Consider the following 15,393-nt stretch of genomic DNA (forward strand, 5'->3'; position numbering starts at 1 on the left):
GGGGACAAGGGGACAAGGGGACAAGGGGACAAGGGGACAAGGGGACAAGGGGACAGGGGGGAATCCATATTTGCGCCGTACTGTATGTATTAGTACCAAAATCTTTCTTCCCCATCTCCCCATCTCCTCATCTCCCTAACTAAGGATGGAAATTGCGACATTCCGGCGCATCTGGATTGTCCCGACAATACTCCTCAAACGAAACCTTAGCGGAAACCATGCCTTCCGATTTGTGATGAGCAGCTTCGGCCTGGAGTTCTTCTACTTCATCCCAAGCCGCAGCACAAGCTTTAGAATAAGCACCATGCTCAGTACAAATAGCGCGAGCGCCTTCAATAGCTTGTTTAATTCTCTCTTCTAGCATCAGCGCTTTTGGCGATTCCACAAAGTTGCTCTTGGTCAAAATGTCAGTGGTTGAAATAATCCCCAACAATTTACCTTGAATCACTGGCGCTCTACGAATGCCAGTATTCGCAAATAATCGTGCTACATATTCCACGCTTAAATCTGGATTGACGATAATGCAGGGCTTGGTCATAATTTCGTAAACCCTCACCTGCTTAGGGTCTTTACCGTAGGCTATTACTTTATAGACAATATCCGTTTCTGTAACAATGCCATAAGCATCAGAATCATGGCGACAATCTACAACTAAAGCACGTAATCCTTTTTCCTTCAATAGCACCACAGCTTCAGCGACGGTAGCCGAACCGCGAATGGTAACTACCTCTGTGGTCATGATATCTTCAGCTTTCATCATTACTGTAGTCTCCTGGTAAATAATTAAGATGCAATACGTAGATATTCAGTCTTAAGAGACTTATTGCCACAAGTTGTGGACAGAATATGGCTGAGTGCTAAAGGTGGGAAGATATTAGAAGTACAAAAGAAAAGTATTGCAGCACACAGTTTAGTAACGAGGGCATGAATCCAGCAATATTTTTCAGCCACAACAATAAATTAGTGCAACTTTTAGTTTCTGATGCTATCCAAAATGACCAAAGTCTAAAATATGAGGATTAATCAACCCAGTCGGTCTAAAATACTTCGTTAAAATAAGCAAAAAGGAAAATAGTAAATTTTTGCCCCTGTCTGGCATTAAAACATGATTAAACTAGCTAAAAAAGCTAAGATCAAATCAAAATTTTGTCAATTATCATACATACACATTTATGCCACGTCGCCATTATCCCCCCGCTTATTTACGTTATCTCAGAGCTAGGTTATGGAATTTAGGCAAACCTAGTTTTTGGGTAACAGCAATTTTTATATCTGTTTTGGGGCTGGTAATTAGGGAATACTGGTTGAACCCAGATATGTTTACTTATCAGCCAAATCTAGAATTTACTTCCTCAGGGGCTGATGATTCCTCCCTGTCAGCAGAAGACAAAGCCATTGCTGCGGATATTGATAACTTACCAGCCTTGTTTAATGACTTTTCACCGATAAGTTTGCCACCGATTCCTAGTACCCCTCAAGATAAATCTCAGGCTAACAATAGCAATAAGTTACTTGAGGGAATTAGCAAACAACAACCTGCTAACAGTACATCATTAGGCATAGCTAATGGTACATCAGTATCTCAGGCAAAAAACCCTTTTGTACTAGAAGCAGAAAATTTATTGCAGTTAAGGGCATTCAATAATACTAGTCAGTCTTTAGGTATCGAATCTGGCTCAGGATCATCTGAACCAACACAAGCAGCCGCAACATCTTCCTTCTCGGACATAGGATTAGTTAATCAGACTGCAAATAATCAAAATATTGACTTAATTAGTCCTTTACAAACACAACCTAATCAACCCAACTCTAATGTATTTGGATTAAATAATACAGCTTCTCCTCAAATCAATTCTATAGGAGAAAGTTCAAATAATGGTGGAGTTATGCAGATCCCATCCAGCAATATTTCACCCAGCCAAAATTTTACACCTAGTGCTGGGTTAAATAATGGTGGAGTCATGCAGATCCCACCTAATAATATTTCACCTAGCCCAAATTTTGCACCAAATACTGGGTTAAATGCTGGGACTGGTTATCTACAGCCGAATACAGTCAACAATTTACCGCCAAATTCATACAATAACTTTAATGGTGGCTCACCCTTAACCAGCCCAACATTGCCCACAGCAGTGACATCACCTATTACCTCTGGTGTCCAGACTAATATGGCACCTCCTGCTATGCAGCCGCCCAGTGCAAATGTTGTTACACCAATGACTCCAGTCATAGCCGATCGCAACGGCAATTTAATCTGGCAATCACCTACTCAACAGATGCAGTCTAATTCCTCAGATCCCCGCCAAGTACCAGGACAGGATACGGGTAGGGTTCAGAATAATCGGCCAATTTTGAATTTGAGATTTTAGCTTCTACATGGGAAATTTTACAGAGAATTTCTCAATTGTTCCTCAGAAACCCAGCTACCGTGGAAACCATAAGGTACTCTCTGGGGAATTAGTACCCGCGCCACAGGTTCTGCTGTCACATCTTGGGCGTTAATGACTACAAGTTCAGAAGTAGTAGTACTCTCATCGTGAACAAAAGTAACTAACCAACCATCGTCTTCAGATGTGGCATCAAGACGCGGGGCGAATACAGCTTCACCTCCATAACAGCCATGTGCAAATTCATGGGTTTGGGATTTGCCATTGCTCAGGTCATACTTGATTAAACCGTCAAACAGTGGTAGAGAACTTTTCGCTAGCTTACCAGCATAGCCGTATCGTATTGGTTGTCCCACGTAATTTTCATTCACCCGGGGAAATTCCGCAGGTACATCATCTAGCATTTCCTCGCGTATTTTCCCAGTACTGAGATTAAATCGCCAGCAATACAGGCGGGGGATATCTGCGTCTGGAACTAGTGAAGAATCATCATTTAAAACATTAGTAGACTTCATCCGACAGGCGATTAGTACTACTTCATTTCCATCTTCGTAGGCGTTGAGAGTATGAAAAATATAACAGGGAGAACTCTCAAACCAACGGATGTTACTGTTGTCACCATAACGTGGGACTATACCAAAACGACTGGGGCGATCGCGCTCAAACATCATCATAGGTTCTCCCCTTTGCACTCTTTCTGGGTTAAAAGTCAAGGGCAAATCCATGAATATTGTGTAGTTTTCGGTGATAGCAAAATCGTGCATCATCACGCCCATAGGCAAATCAATTGGTACTGTCTGCAATAACTCACCTGCGGCTGAAACTACACTGTATTGCAAGTATGGTGGAGTGAAGGAGTAACCAAAAAACATCATTTCACCGTTATTTGGGTCTACCTTGGGATGGGCTGTAAAGGCAGAAACCAGCTTGCCATTATAGGTATATTCACCTTTTGTCTGTAAATCAGGCAGCTTGATGGCGTGCGGCGCACCGCCTTCATTTAATGCCAACATTTGGCCAGCGTGCCACACTAACGCAGTATTGGCAGTATTTTTATATCCACCGTGGGGATTATCCATTTGTGGCGGTTCTAATAACCCAGACCAGACAGCTTTACCTGTGGCTTGTTCTATTTTCCATCCTTGTGTTCGCACATAACGATTGCTATAAGTGGCTTGGCCGTTGCTAATTCTGACACCGTGCAGCATCCCATCACCGTCAAACCAGTGATATTGGCCAATGGGTGGCCACTGAGGATTAGGGCCATTCCGCACAAACATTCCTGATAGGTCGGGAGGTAACTCACCTATGACTTTGAGGGTATTAGTGGTGATTTCTTCACGCACTGGGGCAAAGTTGCCGTTGAGATATGGATTAATAGCAGTAGTTGTCATTGTGTTGATTATGTGAAGGTATAAACCTGATCATGGCACTTTCTCTATATTAGCGATCGCCTGCTCGCCTAATTTGTGCTTATCAGCTATACCGACAAATATTTAGAGTTTTTCAACACTATTTAATTATTGTAGAGAAGCAATCTCAAAGCCTTCATTTTCGTAGCGAGTGCGTAAGTTCTATAATAACAACACCTTATTTGATTTGGTAGCAATTTTTATATTAATGCTCTTTTTTGGTAATTGCTAGATATTATAAAAAGGTTATGGAGCGCGCGTATCTCCATAACCCTTAATTCTTACAATCTTGCTTACTTATTACCTGTTACTTTTTCCAAGAAATTCTGCACATTCTCTTCTACTGAGGTTGCACTTTGTGAATTTTCAGGACGATTCATCTTATTAATGTCAGCATCTCCTTGAACTTCGTTAAGTCCTTTATTCGATTTTTCTTGAACTTCTTTCAGTTTAGGAGGTTCAGATTTAGCGACTTCATCAGTTTTCCGTTGGGTTTCCAGAAGTTGTGTAGTGCCTTCTGTGGGATGACTTTGATAGCTACTAATTGCAAAAGCAGGTAGGGTATTATTGAGTAGTAGCAGTGTGCAAGCAAAAGCTAAAATTACAAAACGTACTGGGCGTAAAACAGATAAAACAAAAGAAAAAATTTTCATTTTCAGTCCTCGATAACAGCATTAACAACGCTAGAATTGCACTTTATAAATAAAATCCATTGCTTCAATTAAATTAAACCATAGGATTAAATTATCAATTGTGCCTCTATGTTTAATTACTTTAAACTATGAAATAGTGAAGAATATTTTTTGCATTTCCGCCTTGAATCATTAAATTGCAAATGCCTAAATAATTCTTGCGTTAGACAAAAATATTCCGCCAGTCAATTCCATCTTTTACACTTTTACTGGGAAATGACTAATGCTCGTATCGACCTGAGGAATGAAGTATATTTTAATTGTCTTGACAATAAAATCAATCGCTAGATAGAGACTGGTCTAATTATCTACAATTTATTACTCCCTCATCACAGACGTACAAACTTGCGCTTCTTGCCAAAGTTGATGCACAAATAACTCAAAGCGTGAAGACATAGGTACAGATCCTCCCATTTGCAGAAGGTCACCGTTTAGAGAAAGATAACTATTGTTATTAGGCGCATCGCTAATAGTTGTAACAAATACACCCAAAGCAGTTTCAGAATTCTCTGATAACCACGAACCGCGCAAAGTGACTTCTATATACTCAGTATCACAGGCACACAGGGCAATAATTTCATTATCGTATTGTTTTATCTCAGCCTGAAGCAAATCTACTCCTGGTAAATCAACAGGAAGCAAAAAGGAAGCCGTGCTAGGTTCGACGCCGAGGCTTTGGCCTACACGCATTGCCAAAACCACTCGCTGCGCTACCCATTGTTCTAAGGACTGATTAAGACACTCTAAATAAAAGCTTCCTTCGGTATAAGTTAATTTCAGCATTCCTTATGCTCTCCTGTGATTCCAGGTTTGCTTGCACTTTTTCCCTGCTGGCAAAATCCCCGTTACTTCATCCAGGGGATACGCTGAAACAGTGGTAAGTAATTTTGAGCAAGCACCACTACCAAATGGCTCTAAAAGTTGTATTACTTTGGGATAGCGTATTGAATATCTGCTCACCACTGCGCTCCTTATCAAAAACCCCCGCTTCTTATTGGGATGAAGCAGGGGTTAAAATTTGACCGAAAAACTTTCTGGTCTTATGTCGGTACAGTATTACTTAGTCTGTATCTCCTGCTGTTTTCATTTATTTTTAGTTGTCCACTCAGCATACTAATGCCGATATATTTAAAATCATCATTATCCTCTGTGATTTGCCGATGCTCTCGATTACTATCACCCATAAATAAATACTCCACTTCCACGGTGACTGATTCCCAACTAGTTCGACAATTGGTAGGACACAAAGAAGTAGAGATGGGGTAAACGGATTTCACAGAAAATTTCACCTATTGAACATTCCTTTAAACATACTACACTTGTATTACTATCCTGTCTACACATTTAAGGAGAAAAAGTAATGCATACAATCACTCGCACCCCAACCACAGACATGGAAGTTACCAGCATTCGCCTGGAGCGGGAACTTAAAGATAAACTTAAAGAAATAGCTGGCAATCAGGGATATCAAGCCTTGATTCGAGATATCCTGTGGAATTATGTCCAACAAAAATCAGGTGAGTGGAAACCCCGATTTTCACGAGCCGATATCCGAGCTAGTATAGCTGCCACGGCCCAGCAAGAAGAACGTTGTGTACTCACAGGTCAGTTAATTCAACCCCAACAACCAATGTTATTAGGACTCACAAGGAATGGCGATATGGTTCCTCTGTGTGCCGAAAGTTTAGCTGGTTAACTTGTATTCTGGTGGATGCAGCTCAGTTAATCATTCAACTGGGTTGCATCGCCAATTCATTTATTATGATGTCTGGGATGGATATATTGTATAAATTTTAACATTAAAGAAATAAATGCTTAGGTTATAAATTATGAATAAAGTTGTGTTGTTTTTGGCATTCATCATCACAACAGTTGACCCAAGCAAGTAATAAGTTTAACAAATCAATAAATAAGCGAAATTATCAAAAATAAAAGTTAAATTGAAATACAACTGAGTCTGTTACTGCCAAGCTCCAGCAATCGTCAAAGCTTTTCCCTGATCTCTATCATCAGAGTATTTAAATTTTTGGCAGTCTAAGATACAGTTATTAAACCATGTTATTTTTTTGTAAAATCTAGTACTTATTTATAAAAAAGGAAGCAGTAATAATACGGTTATTATGCGAGAGTTATAGTCCCAATTCAGGAGAAATTACGGTTTATTAATAATTTACAGACAAAGTATCCTAGTTGCAAGTTAATTTATTAAGTCTGCACAAACATCTCAGTAGTACTTAGATGAAACATCTTAGTATATTCTAAATATTCTAGTACTTATGTAGACATCAGTTAAATATACCAGCAACTTGGTCATCTGAAAGAGAAAGGGGCTATAACAGGTGAGAGAAAGTCTTAATCAAAGATGGGTAACTCACTATCAGGGTGTAGCAACGTAACTAACGGTGAAGAAGATGCCAAGAGATTGGGTGCAGAAAACATGGGGTAATTATCCAAGAGCGTGCCAGGAATGAAAAAGCGTTTATCATTGCCACTACAGTCCCCAGATGACCTAGAGCGATTACAATCATACCCAGTTAAGCTGATGCAGCATCAGGAAGAAGCAGTCCACCAGCTAGCGCAAACAATTAACCACATCATTGCCGACAGTTCGATTACGGCATTGATGCTGGAAGAAATTGCTCAATTGCTAGGAGTTACCTTTAAAGTAGATTGTTGCTGTTTAGTAACAGTTACCAGCGAAGATGGAGGTGAGGCGACTGTTGCTAATTGGTGTTCCCCTGAGTATCTGGGGATGCCGCACCCTAGTGAAATGTTCTCGATAGAACAATTGATGATGGACTTGCCAGTAGTACAATGTGCTGCTGAACCGTTAACAATTGAGGACATTTCGACTATTCAAAATAGTTTAGTCGTTGGATGTCAATACCTACCGTTACCAATCAAAGCGGTTTTGGCAATCCCTACGCGGTTTGGGGGAAAAAATAACGGTGTGGTTTGTCTGATTCATTTCCAGCCTTACGATTGGAATGAGTCGGAAAAACGTTTGCTCAAACAAGTAGAGCCATCTTGCGCGATCGCCTTTTCTCAAGTACTACAAGCACAGTTAATCGCCACTCAAAACCAGTCTCTCCAAAAGACTAACCATCATCAAAGCCTGATCAAGCAATTAACTATATTAAGTCGGACTAACTTGGAGTTAAATCAGATGCTCCAGTTAGCGATCGCCTCAACTGCCGAGTCGTTACAGGTAGATCGGGGTTTACTTATACTCTTAAAATACACAGATCCACTATTTAGAATTCAATCTAAAAAACAAATTCCCAAAGCCAAAGCTACTGTTGCGGGTGAATGGAACCGAGGAATACCCAGTACCCAAACTCATCAACAAGATGCTTTAAATCAGTCCTTCTTGCTTGCAGATTGTGGTTTGTGCCAACGCGTATTTATTGACTCTGGCAAACCAGTGCTGATCAATGACTATACAGAAATCCAAGAGAATTGGACAGTTGCTCCCTTATTTGCCATTGAATTTTTACCTACAGTGCTGTTAATGCCATTAGAGAACCAAGGCAAAATCCTGGGATTCTTAGTGCTACAACAAGCAGTACCCCGTAATTGGCAACTAGCAGAATTAAATCTTGTGGAAATGGTTTGCGCTCAGGTGAGCAATGCCATCATTCAATCACAGACATTGCGCCAAGTTCAGACTGTAGTAGATGAGCGGACGGCCAAATTAAAAAGCAGTCTGGAACTGCAAGCAAAACTGCATGAAAGAACACGGCAATATGTCGAGCAGTTGCGGGAACTCAATGAACTCAAAGACGAATTTTTGAGCAACATGAGCGATCGCCTGCGCTACCCGCTGACAAATATGCTGATGTCAATTAAAAATTTACGTCTGCCAGGAATAGCACCAGAGCGCCAGGCTAGATACTTAGATATCTTGGAGCAAGAATGTACCAAGGAAATCAACCTAATTAATGACTTACTGACACTACAGAAACTAGAGTCGGAGCAAGAAGCACCGCAGTTAGAAACAATTAATTTAAATAGTAAAATTCAAGAATTGGGCATAGCTTTTGAGAAAAGACTAGTAAATAAAGGTTTGAGCATTGCCGTAGATTTACCGACAGAATCGTTAACACTACAAACCGAACTAGAAAGTTTTGACCGCATTCTCCAAGAATTATTAAATAATGCTTATACATATTCGGAGCATGACAGCGCTGTCCATTTGCAAGCGTTTCACCGAGTAGAAGAACAAGTTGATCAAGTTATTATTAAGGTGACTAACATAGGACGTGCCATTTCTGAAGAGGAAGCAACCTATATTTTCGACAAATTCCGTCGTGGTAAAGGGCGTTGGCATCCAGGCACTGGACTGGGACTGGCTTTAGTCAAATCTTTAGTCCAGCACTTGCATGGGGCGATCGCTGTTGAGAGTACACAAATCTCAGATTCCCCATTGAGTGAAGTTTGTTTCACTCTGACTTTGCCTCAATTTTCTGATGTAAGCAAACCATATGCCGAAAGTGACTAAACAAAACAACACCATAGAGAATTTTGACTGTCAAGCTGCTAGCGATGACACAAGCCTCGAAAACAACTTGGCTGCTGATGCAGTTGCTTTACCGGATGTAGCAGTCCAAATTGAGAAAATAGCCGAGCGACAACGGCAAATTACTGCTAAAGTTCAAATTCCTCGCCCCGTTGAACAAATCTGGAAGGTGCTGACAGATTATGAAGCCTTACCTGAATTTATTCCCAACTTGGCGAAGAGTTGTCGCCTAGAGCATCCTCAAGGTGGTATTCGACTCGAACAAATAGGCTCTCAACGCCTACTCAAGTTCAACTTTTGTGCGCGTGTAGTTTTGGATTTGGAAGAATGCTTCCCCAAAGAAATTAATTTTTCTATGGTGGAAGGGGATTTTAAAGGCTTTTCTGGTAGTTGGTGCCTAGAACCATATTCTCTAGGTGAGGACGTCGGGACTATTCTCTGTTACACAATCCAAGTCTGGCCTAAATTGACTATGCCAGTGACAATTATTGAACGTCGCCTGAGTAATGATCTGCGGTTAAATCTTCTGGCTATTTACCAGCGTGTAGAGCAGTTAGCTAGTATCTAATAACCACTACATTAACTTTGAGGGGTTGGAGGAGTCACAAAAAAAGTAGGCATTGAAACTCTCCTATCAAGTTACAAGTTGCTCCACAAGCTGGGATTTCAGTGTGTCCTACTATGTTTGTTGACGTATCCTCACCCTCTTCCTTGACATGACTAAACAGGTTCCGATAGCTGACTATCAAGATGGCGAAATAAAAATATCCACAGTGGTAAGGAACTATTAATAGCGATAAGTCGCACTAAATGACCCGCTGTGACAATTTCTACATTATGATTTAATGCTAGCGACACTAGTATCATTTCGGGCGCTCCTCCTGGTGCTGTGACTAAAAGACAAGTTAACCAATCCCAAGAGGTTAATTGCATAGCCAGAATAGCGGCAGCAGCACCGGCTACAAGAGTCATACCCACAGACACAAAAGCATAACCTATAGCTTTTCTCTCTAAGTTGGGATTATCTCCCCAATACTCTCCAATGGTAATTCCTAGCAGTAGTTGACCTAATAATTTGATGAATAATGGCGAGTTCAAGGTAAGGTCACCCCAGATAGGTAGCCAATGTAACACAGGATTAAAAGCTATACCAATTAATAATGCCCCACAGAACTCGGCAGCAGGAATTTTGCACAATGCAGCCAGATACACTACGAATACGGTGGTTAGAAGGGCTAATAATAGTAATCCTAATTGAGATAGATTAAAACTCAGGAAGATATCTGTTACAGGCAATGTTTGTGGAGTCAGTACATGATCAACTGACACTGCTGTCCGAGCAATTAAAGGAATCAGCAAAACTACAGAGGTGACACGAATTGCCTGCACAAGGGCTACTAAAGTGACATTTCTATCATAATCGGCAGCAATAGATGCCATTACGCCCACACCACCGGGAACAGTAGCCAGCAAGGAAGTTAATAAATTGGTTTGACTCAGGCGAGAGTAAATATAGCCAATGCAGCTACCACATAGCAGCAAAAATAAAGTGAGAAAAATAAATATAGGAATACCAGAGGCTAGAACAGTGAAATTACTACTGCTGCTTGACACGCCCACAGACAAACCCACTAACCCCATCCCCACCTTTCTGGCGGTGCGGTTTGGTGCGGGAGAGTATTGATAAAAAATTCGACATCCTTGGAGAACTATAACACCAGCCACAATTCCGCCAAATATCCAAGCAAATCCACCGACGTGTAATTGAAATAAAGCTAAACCTAAAGGCAGTGCTAGTAGCATTTCCCAGATGAGGACAATTAGTCGCTTCATTGATGGTAGCGGTTTAGCAATAACAGGATTTTCATGAGTGGTTTCCTCTGGGGTGGGAGTAACACTGAGGTTTTGATTCATCGATAAAGGTTTGTTAAATTAATTTTGCTATGCACTCAAAATAACGCGGTCAGCGTAGGTAAACTGTTAGGCTGATATTTTATTTGTTCATCTGTTTAGGTAAGGAAATAATTACAGAAATTCGACATATTGCAAGCTATTAACTACAAGTCGGGGAACCCTGCCAACGCACTAACTCAACTTTTCGCCAAATCAAAAATGGTATAACCTTCTATTTCTCGTTCTTCCATTCCCTAACTGTGGCACAATAAAAAATTGTAATAAGAAAAATATTGTTAAGGTAATTTAGTGACTCCAACTGCTCAATCCACGGCAAGTGCGCGTCGCGTGGTATTTCCATTTACAGCAATTGTGGGCCAGGAAGAAATGAAACTGGCACTGCTGTTGAACGTGATTGATCCCAAAATCGGTGGTGTCATGATTATGGGCGATCGCGGTACCGGCAAATCCACAACTATTCGAGCCTTGGCTGATTTGCTGCCAGAAATCCCTGTGGTTGCCAATGACCCCTTTAACAGTGACCCCAACGACCCCGATGTGATGAGCGATGAAGTCCGCCAAATGGTAGAACAAGGGGCGGAAATTCCTGTAGCTCATAAAAAAGTGCAAATGGTAGACTTGCCATTAGGAGCGACAGAAGACCGGGTTTGCGGTACTATCGACATCGAGAAGGCTTTATCTGAAGGCGTCAAAGCCTTTGAACCGGGGCTACTGGCTAAGGCTAACCGGGGCATCCTCTACGTAGATGAAGTCAACTTGCTAGATGACCACCTAGTAGATGTGCTACTCGACTCTGCTGCCAGTGGCTGGAACACTGTAGAGCGGGAAGGTATTTCCATCCGTCACCCGGCACGTTTTGTGCTTGTAGGTTCTGGTAACCCCGAAGAAGGTGAATTGCGACCCCAACTATTAGACCGTTTTGGGATGCACGCAGAAATTCATACAGTTAAACAACCAGCTTTACGGGTGCAAATTGTGGAACAAAGGTCAGAATTTGACCAAAATCCTCCACATTTCCTAGAAAATTACCAGTCCCAGCAAGAAGCACTGCAACAAAAAATCGTCAACGCGCAGAATTTGTTGCCAGAAGTTAAAATTGAATATGACCAACGGGTCAAAATTTCGGAAGTTTGTTCAGAACTGGATGTAGATGGTTTGCGTGGTGATATTGTTACTAATCGCGCTGCCAAAGCATTAACGGCATTTGAAGGGCGCACCGAAGTGACTGTTGATGATATCAGACGTGTAATTACATTATGTCTGCGTCACAGATTGCGGAAAGACCCCTTAGAGTCCATTGATTCTGGCTACAAAGTAGAGAAAGCCTTTGCACGAATTTTTGGTGTAGAACTACCCGACGATGATACTGCACAAAAAAATGGTACAGGACAAAAGTTAGGGGCAAGAAATTAAAAGCTAGAAGTGTTGAGTTGTGAACAACTGTTTCATGACTCAGCACAGGCCAATGCCCATATAGCTTTACAGCACTCAGTAATGAATATGAGATTGTGGAATTTCTGGTTAAATAGCTTTATTTTAGCTAGCCAATACAACCCGCCGAGGTTTGTAGAGTTATTGATGCTGATGGTAGCGATCGCTATGCTGATAGTAGCGATTATATTACCCGATAGACCTTATTTAGTATTAGGTTTAAGCCTTGTAGTGGGAGCATCCATTTCTATTCTCGTACGAGAAGCGATCGCCCCTTCACCCCAAACAAAAGTCACCCGACTCACAGCACTATTATTGCTTTTCATTAGTTTCTACGGCTTTGTCGATTTGCTATATACCCTGTAGTGACAACTCTCACCGCTAACCCTGATGAGTATTAATGTATCTGAAAATCTTTAATTAATCATAAGTAAAAACACCGGAAAAATTCCAGACTCAATACTTATGCTATGTGTTCCAGATATCAAAACATTCTGGAACATTTTTTCCTAGGAATTGAAAACCTGAGGTAAGGGATTTCCCTGAAATAAATTATCCAATGTTTGTAATTAAAACGACTTCTCTCTTTGTTTTTAGACAATGGGATATTTTTTTATGAGGAATTTTATCAGCGAGATTGCTAGAGTACCCTTTACGCAAATGCGCTGACACTTGCTTGTCCCATCTTCATAAATCCCGCAAAAATACGGTTACGCTAACTTGTACTTCTGATCAAAACTGCAATTATCCAGTTTACTAGGGTGCATAGATGAATAGCCCTGCCAATACGGTGATCCGATTCAATCTGGAAATGGCCAAAGAAGTTGCTCATGAATGGGAGCAAGCTTCCCATGTTGAAATCAGTACTTATTGCCTAGAGATTTTAAAAGAAATCGGATGCTCTGATACTGAACTTCCAGTCAACTTACAAACTCGTGAACAGCAACTAAATTTTATCGTAGGTTTTGCATCTTTAGCGTTTGGGGAGGTACAAAATGTCCAGAGCGTTAATTGAAGATATCTTTAACGAACCAGAATGGTCAGAAGAGACTGCTTTTCCGGCAACTGATCAAGAACTGTTAATTTTAACTCAACAACTTTCCGGTTTTGAAGTTCCCATAAAAGTTTTCTTACAAGCCATAGCTATTGCTGCTTATGACTGTGAATCAGCATTTCGCTACGCTGAAAACTATTTGACTATGGTTCAACGCAAAAACAAAGGTAAACGTAAAAATTTATTATTATTTCGGACTTCACCTAATTTTGCAAACAATTGAGGTGCTTTTGTTGACATAACTCTGCCCTTCAACGCTAATCGTCAGAAGGGCTTGTTTTTTTAGAAAACATCATAATTTTAGACCACAGGTAGAAGAAAATACTGACACAATTCCGTAATGTGAGGCTAGTTGCTCGAACATCAGGAAAATACCAGTGGTTCCAATTAAAGATGATAATCCTACAAAAATCACGCCTTATGTGACTTATGGACTAATTGCTGCCAATGTTTTGGCTTTTCTTTATGAAGCCAGTCTTCCTCCCCAGGCATTAGATGGGTTTTTACATTTGGCGGCTGTAGTCCCGCGAGAACTTTCATTAAGTTTTGCTGGCGTTTCTGTTAATCAACCAGTACCAGAATGGGCAACATTGATTACTGCACAATTCTTACATGGTGGTTTTTTGCACCTAGCCGGCAATATGTTATTTCTCTGGGTGTTTGGTAACAATGTAGAAGAGAAATTAGGCCGTGCCAAATATTTACTGTTCTATTTATCTTGTGGTGTCTTAGCGTCTTTAGCCCAGTGGTTCTTTGCCCAAAACTCTAATATTCCATCTTTAGGAGCAAGTGGGGCGATCGCAGGTGTGATGGGAGCATATATTCTGCGTTTTCCCAATGTGGAAATTTTGGGTGTAGTACCTTTGGGATTTTTCTTCCCCACATTTCGCGTTCCGGCGTATTTTTTCTTAGGATTATGGTTTATTCAACAAGCTTTTTACGGACTTGTCAGCCTAGAAGCACCTACTAACATTGGTATGGAAGGTGGTGGTATTGCCTACTGGGCCCATGCAGGTGGTTTTGTCTTTGGTGCAGTTCTTGGGCCATTGCTAGGTTTATTTAGTGACAAATCCGCGGAAGAATCTCAATACGGTTAGGGTATCTCATCCATTTCACTAAGGCCTCTAATGCTTTCTCTGTGATACCTATGAGTATCAGCCGAAAGTCAAAATGTTAGAGGCTTTTGAGCAGCCCAAATTCACACCTGTTAACAACACAGGGTATATTGCAAATATTGATAATTAGGAAAAGCACCTGTGTTTCCCCTCTATGATGAAAACCAGACGCGAATCACACCGTATATAACTTACGGGTTGATTGGGATGAATATTTTAGTTTTTCTTCATGAAGTGCGTCTGTCAAGTGCAGAATTAGATCAATTCTTCCGAATTTATGCGTTAATACCACGAGAATTAACCAATAACTTTGCCCAGGAATGGCCAACTTTATTTACGTCGCAATTCTTACATGGTGGTTGGTGGCACTTAATCTCAAATATGGTTTTTCTTTGGGTCTTTGGTAACAATATTGAAGACCGTTTAGGCCATGTCAAATATCTAATTTTTTATCTAGCTTGTGGCGCTTTAGCCGCCTTGTGCCAGTGGTTTATCAACACAGATTCAACTATTCCGTCTTTAGGGGCTAGTGGTGCAATTGCTGGGGTGCTGGGTGCATATATTATCCGTTTTCCGCAATCGAGAATTTTGACCTTAGCTTTTTTGGGCTTTTTCGTCACCACAATCAGGATTCCTGCCATGATTCTGATCGGAATTTTCGTGATTCAAAATGTTATATCTGGTCTTGCTAGCCTGCAAACTGCTGCCAATATGAGTGTAGAAACAGGTGGAGTTGCTTACTGGGCGCATATCGGCGGTTTTGTGTTTGGAGTGATTCTTGCCCCATTATTTGGGTTATTTAGGCGCGACTAGGGAATAACACATAAAAAAATAATCAATCGCGCTTGGGGGAGCAGGGGGAGCAATCA

At 40.9% G+C, this 15,393-nt stretch carries 16 protein-coding genes; 10 read left to right on the forward strand and 6 right to left on the reverse strand.

Annotation, left to right across the window (positions count from 1 at the left end):
• Positions 1–139 precede the first annotated feature (139 nt).
• Entirely contained in the window at positions 140–760 is a 621-nt protein-coding gene (locus tag ACM0OS_RS00005; protein WP_414541096.1) for a CP12 domain-containing protein, read from the reverse strand.
• 412 nt (positions 761–1,172) lie between these two features.
• On the opposite strand from ACM0OS_RS00005, the gene ACM0OS_RS00010 reads away from it, so the two are divergent.
• Positions 1,173–2,369: a hypothetical protein gene (locus ACM0OS_RS00010; protein ID WP_414541097.1), complete on the forward strand. Its 1,197-nt coding sequence runs from the start codon at positions 1,173–1,175 to the stop codon at positions 2,367–2,369.
• Between the two features lie 17 nt (positions 2,370–2,386).
• Here ACM0OS_RS00010 and ACM0OS_RS00015 read toward each other — a convergent pair whose 3' ends face one another.
• The 4 genes from ACM0OS_RS00015 to ACM0OS_RS00030 all read right to left on the reverse strand — a co-directional run bounded on the left by ACM0OS_RS00015 (position 2,387) and on the right by ACM0OS_RS00030 (position 5,768).
• Entirely contained in the window at positions 2,387–3,781 is a 1,395-nt protein-coding gene (locus ACM0OS_RS00015; protein WP_414541098.1) for a carotenoid oxygenase family protein, read from the reverse strand.
• Positions 3,782–4,092: 311 nt separating this feature from the next.
• Positions 4,093–4,452 (reverse strand): hypothetical protein, encoded by a 360-nt coding sequence (locus tag ACM0OS_RS00020; protein WP_414541099.1) that lies wholly within the window; start codon positions 4,450–4,452, stop codon positions 4,093–4,095.
• Between the two features lie 357 nt (positions 4,453–4,809).
• Positions 4,810–5,274 (reverse strand): alr0857 family protein, encoded by a 465-nt coding sequence (locus ACM0OS_RS00025; protein WP_414541100.1) that lies wholly within the window; start codon positions 5,272–5,274, stop codon positions 4,810–4,812.
• A 257-nt stretch (positions 5,275–5,531) separates the two neighbouring features.
• Positions 5,532–5,768 (reverse strand): hypothetical protein, encoded by a 237-nt coding sequence (locus ACM0OS_RS00030; RefSeq protein WP_414541101.1) that lies wholly within the window; start codon positions 5,766–5,768, stop codon positions 5,532–5,534.
• Positions 5,769–5,851: 83 nt separating this feature from the next.
• On the opposite strand from ACM0OS_RS00030, the gene ACM0OS_RS00035 reads away from it, so the two are divergent.
• The 3 genes from ACM0OS_RS00035 to ACM0OS_RS00045 all read left to right on the forward strand — a co-directional run bounded on the left by ACM0OS_RS00035 (position 5,852) and on the right by ACM0OS_RS00045 (position 9,578).
• Positions 5,852–6,187, forward strand: coding sequence for a ribbon-helix-helix domain-containing protein (locus ACM0OS_RS00035; protein WP_414541102.1), 336 nt, complete (start codon positions 5,852–5,854; stop codon positions 6,185–6,187).
• A gap of 771 nt (positions 6,188–6,958) precedes the next feature.
• The gene (locus ACM0OS_RS00040) at positions 6,959–8,992 is read left to right on the forward strand and encodes a GAF domain-containing protein (RefSeq protein WP_414541103.1); all 2,034 of its coding nucleotides are present in this window, start codon (positions 6,959–6,961) and stop codon (positions 8,990–8,992) included.
• A complete protein-coding gene (locus ACM0OS_RS00045) occupies positions 8,985–9,578 on the forward strand; it encodes an SRPBCC family protein (RefSeq protein WP_414541207.1) in 594 nt (197 codons plus the stop codon). Before ACM0OS_RS00040 ends, ACM0OS_RS00045 begins: the two co-directional genes overlap by 8 nt.
• A 152-nt stretch (positions 9,579–9,730) precedes the next feature.
• Here ACM0OS_RS00045 and ACM0OS_RS00050 read toward each other — a convergent pair whose 3' ends face one another.
• On the reverse strand, positions 9,731–10,924 hold the full coding sequence (locus tag ACM0OS_RS00050) for an AbrB family transcriptional regulator (protein WP_414541104.1): 1,194 nt from the start codon (positions 10,922–10,924) through the stop codon (positions 9,731–9,733).
• A gap of 288 nt (positions 10,925–11,212) precedes the next feature.
• On the opposite strand from ACM0OS_RS00050, the gene bchI reads away from it, so the two are divergent.
• The 6 genes from bchI (at position 11,213) to ACM0OS_RS00080 (ending at position 15,337) form a co-directional block, all read left to right on the forward strand.
• Positions 11,213–12,337 (forward strand): magnesium chelatase ATPase subunit I, encoded by a 1,125-nt coding sequence (gene bchI / locus ACM0OS_RS00055; protein ID WP_414541105.1) that lies wholly within the window; start codon positions 11,213–11,215, stop codon positions 12,335–12,337.
• An 87-nt stretch (positions 12,338–12,424) separates the two neighbouring features.
• Entirely contained in the window at positions 12,425–12,721 is a 297-nt protein-coding gene (locus ACM0OS_RS00060; protein WP_414541208.1) for a hypothetical protein, read from the forward strand.
• Between the two features lie 403 nt (positions 12,722–13,124).
• Positions 13,125–13,370 carry a hypothetical protein gene (locus ACM0OS_RS00065; RefSeq protein WP_414541106.1) on the forward strand — a complete coding sequence of 82 codons (246 nt, stop codon included), beginning with the start codon at positions 13,125–13,127 and terminating at the stop codon, positions 13,368–13,370.
• A complete protein-coding gene (locus ACM0OS_RS00070; RefSeq protein WP_414541107.1) occupies positions 13,351–13,632 on the forward strand; it encodes a hypothetical protein in 282 nt (93 codons plus the stop codon). The genes ACM0OS_RS00065 and ACM0OS_RS00070 overlap by 20 nt, the downstream gene beginning before the upstream one ends.
• A 154-nt stretch (positions 13,633–13,786) precedes the next feature.
• Positions 13,787–14,506 (forward strand): rhomboid family intramembrane serine protease, encoded by a 720-nt coding sequence (locus tag ACM0OS_RS00075; protein WP_414541108.1) that lies wholly within the window; start codon positions 13,787–13,789, stop codon positions 14,504–14,506.
• Between the two features lie 159 nt (positions 14,507–14,665).
• Positions 14,666–15,337 (forward strand): rhomboid family intramembrane serine protease, encoded by a 672-nt coding sequence (locus ACM0OS_RS00080; protein WP_414541109.1) that lies wholly within the window; start codon positions 14,666–14,668, stop codon positions 15,335–15,337.
• Positions 15,338–15,393 lie beyond the last annotated feature (56 nt).

Origin of the sequence: Nostoc sp. CCY0012 (assembly GCF_963920855.1) — a bacterium.
Lineage (GTDB): Bacteria > Cyanobacteriota > Cyanobacteriia > Cyanobacteriales > Nostocaceae > Cyanocohniella.

Excerpts from the sequence above, each read along its gene's own strand:
- ACM0OS_RS00005 (WP_414541096.1), bottom strand. The coding sequence starts at position 760 with ATGATGAAAGCTGAAGATATCATGACCACAGAGGTAGTTACCATTCGC.
- ACM0OS_RS00010 (WP_414541097.1), top strand. The coding sequence starts at position 1,173 with ATGCCACGTCGCCATTATCCCCCCGCTTATTTACGTTATCTCAGAGCT.
- ACM0OS_RS00015 (WP_414541098.1), bottom strand. The coding sequence starts at position 3,781 with ATGACAACTACTGCTATTAATCCATATCTCAACGGCAACTTTGCCCCA.
- ACM0OS_RS00020 (WP_414541099.1), bottom strand. The coding sequence starts at position 4,452 with ATGAAAATTTTTTCTTTTGTTTTATCTGTTTTACGCCCAGTACGTTTT.
- ACM0OS_RS00025 (WP_414541100.1), bottom strand. The coding sequence starts at position 5,274 with ATGCTGAAATTAACTTATACCGAAGGAAGCTTTTATTTAGAGTGTCTT.
- ACM0OS_RS00035 (WP_414541102.1), top strand. The coding sequence starts at position 5,852 with ATGCATACAATCACTCGCACCCCAACCACAGACATGGAAGTTACCAGC.
- ACM0OS_RS00040 (WP_414541103.1), top strand. The coding sequence starts at position 6,959 with ATGAAAAAGCGTTTATCATTGCCACTACAGTCCCCAGATGACCTAGAG.
- ACM0OS_RS00050 (WP_414541104.1), bottom strand. The coding sequence starts at position 10,924 with ATGAATCAAAACCTCAGTGTTACTCCCACCCCAGAGGAAACCACTCAT.
- ACM0OS_RS00060 (WP_414541208.1), top strand. The coding sequence starts at position 12,425 with ATGAGATTGTGGAATTTCTGGTTAAATAGCTTTATTTTAGCTAGCCAA.
- ACM0OS_RS00065 (WP_414541106.1), top strand. The coding sequence starts at position 13,125 with ATGAATAGCCCTGCCAATACGGTGATCCGATTCAATCTGGAAATGGCC.
- ACM0OS_RS00070 (WP_414541107.1), top strand. The coding sequence starts at position 13,351 with ATGTCCAGAGCGTTAATTGAAGATATCTTTAACGAACCAGAATGGTCA.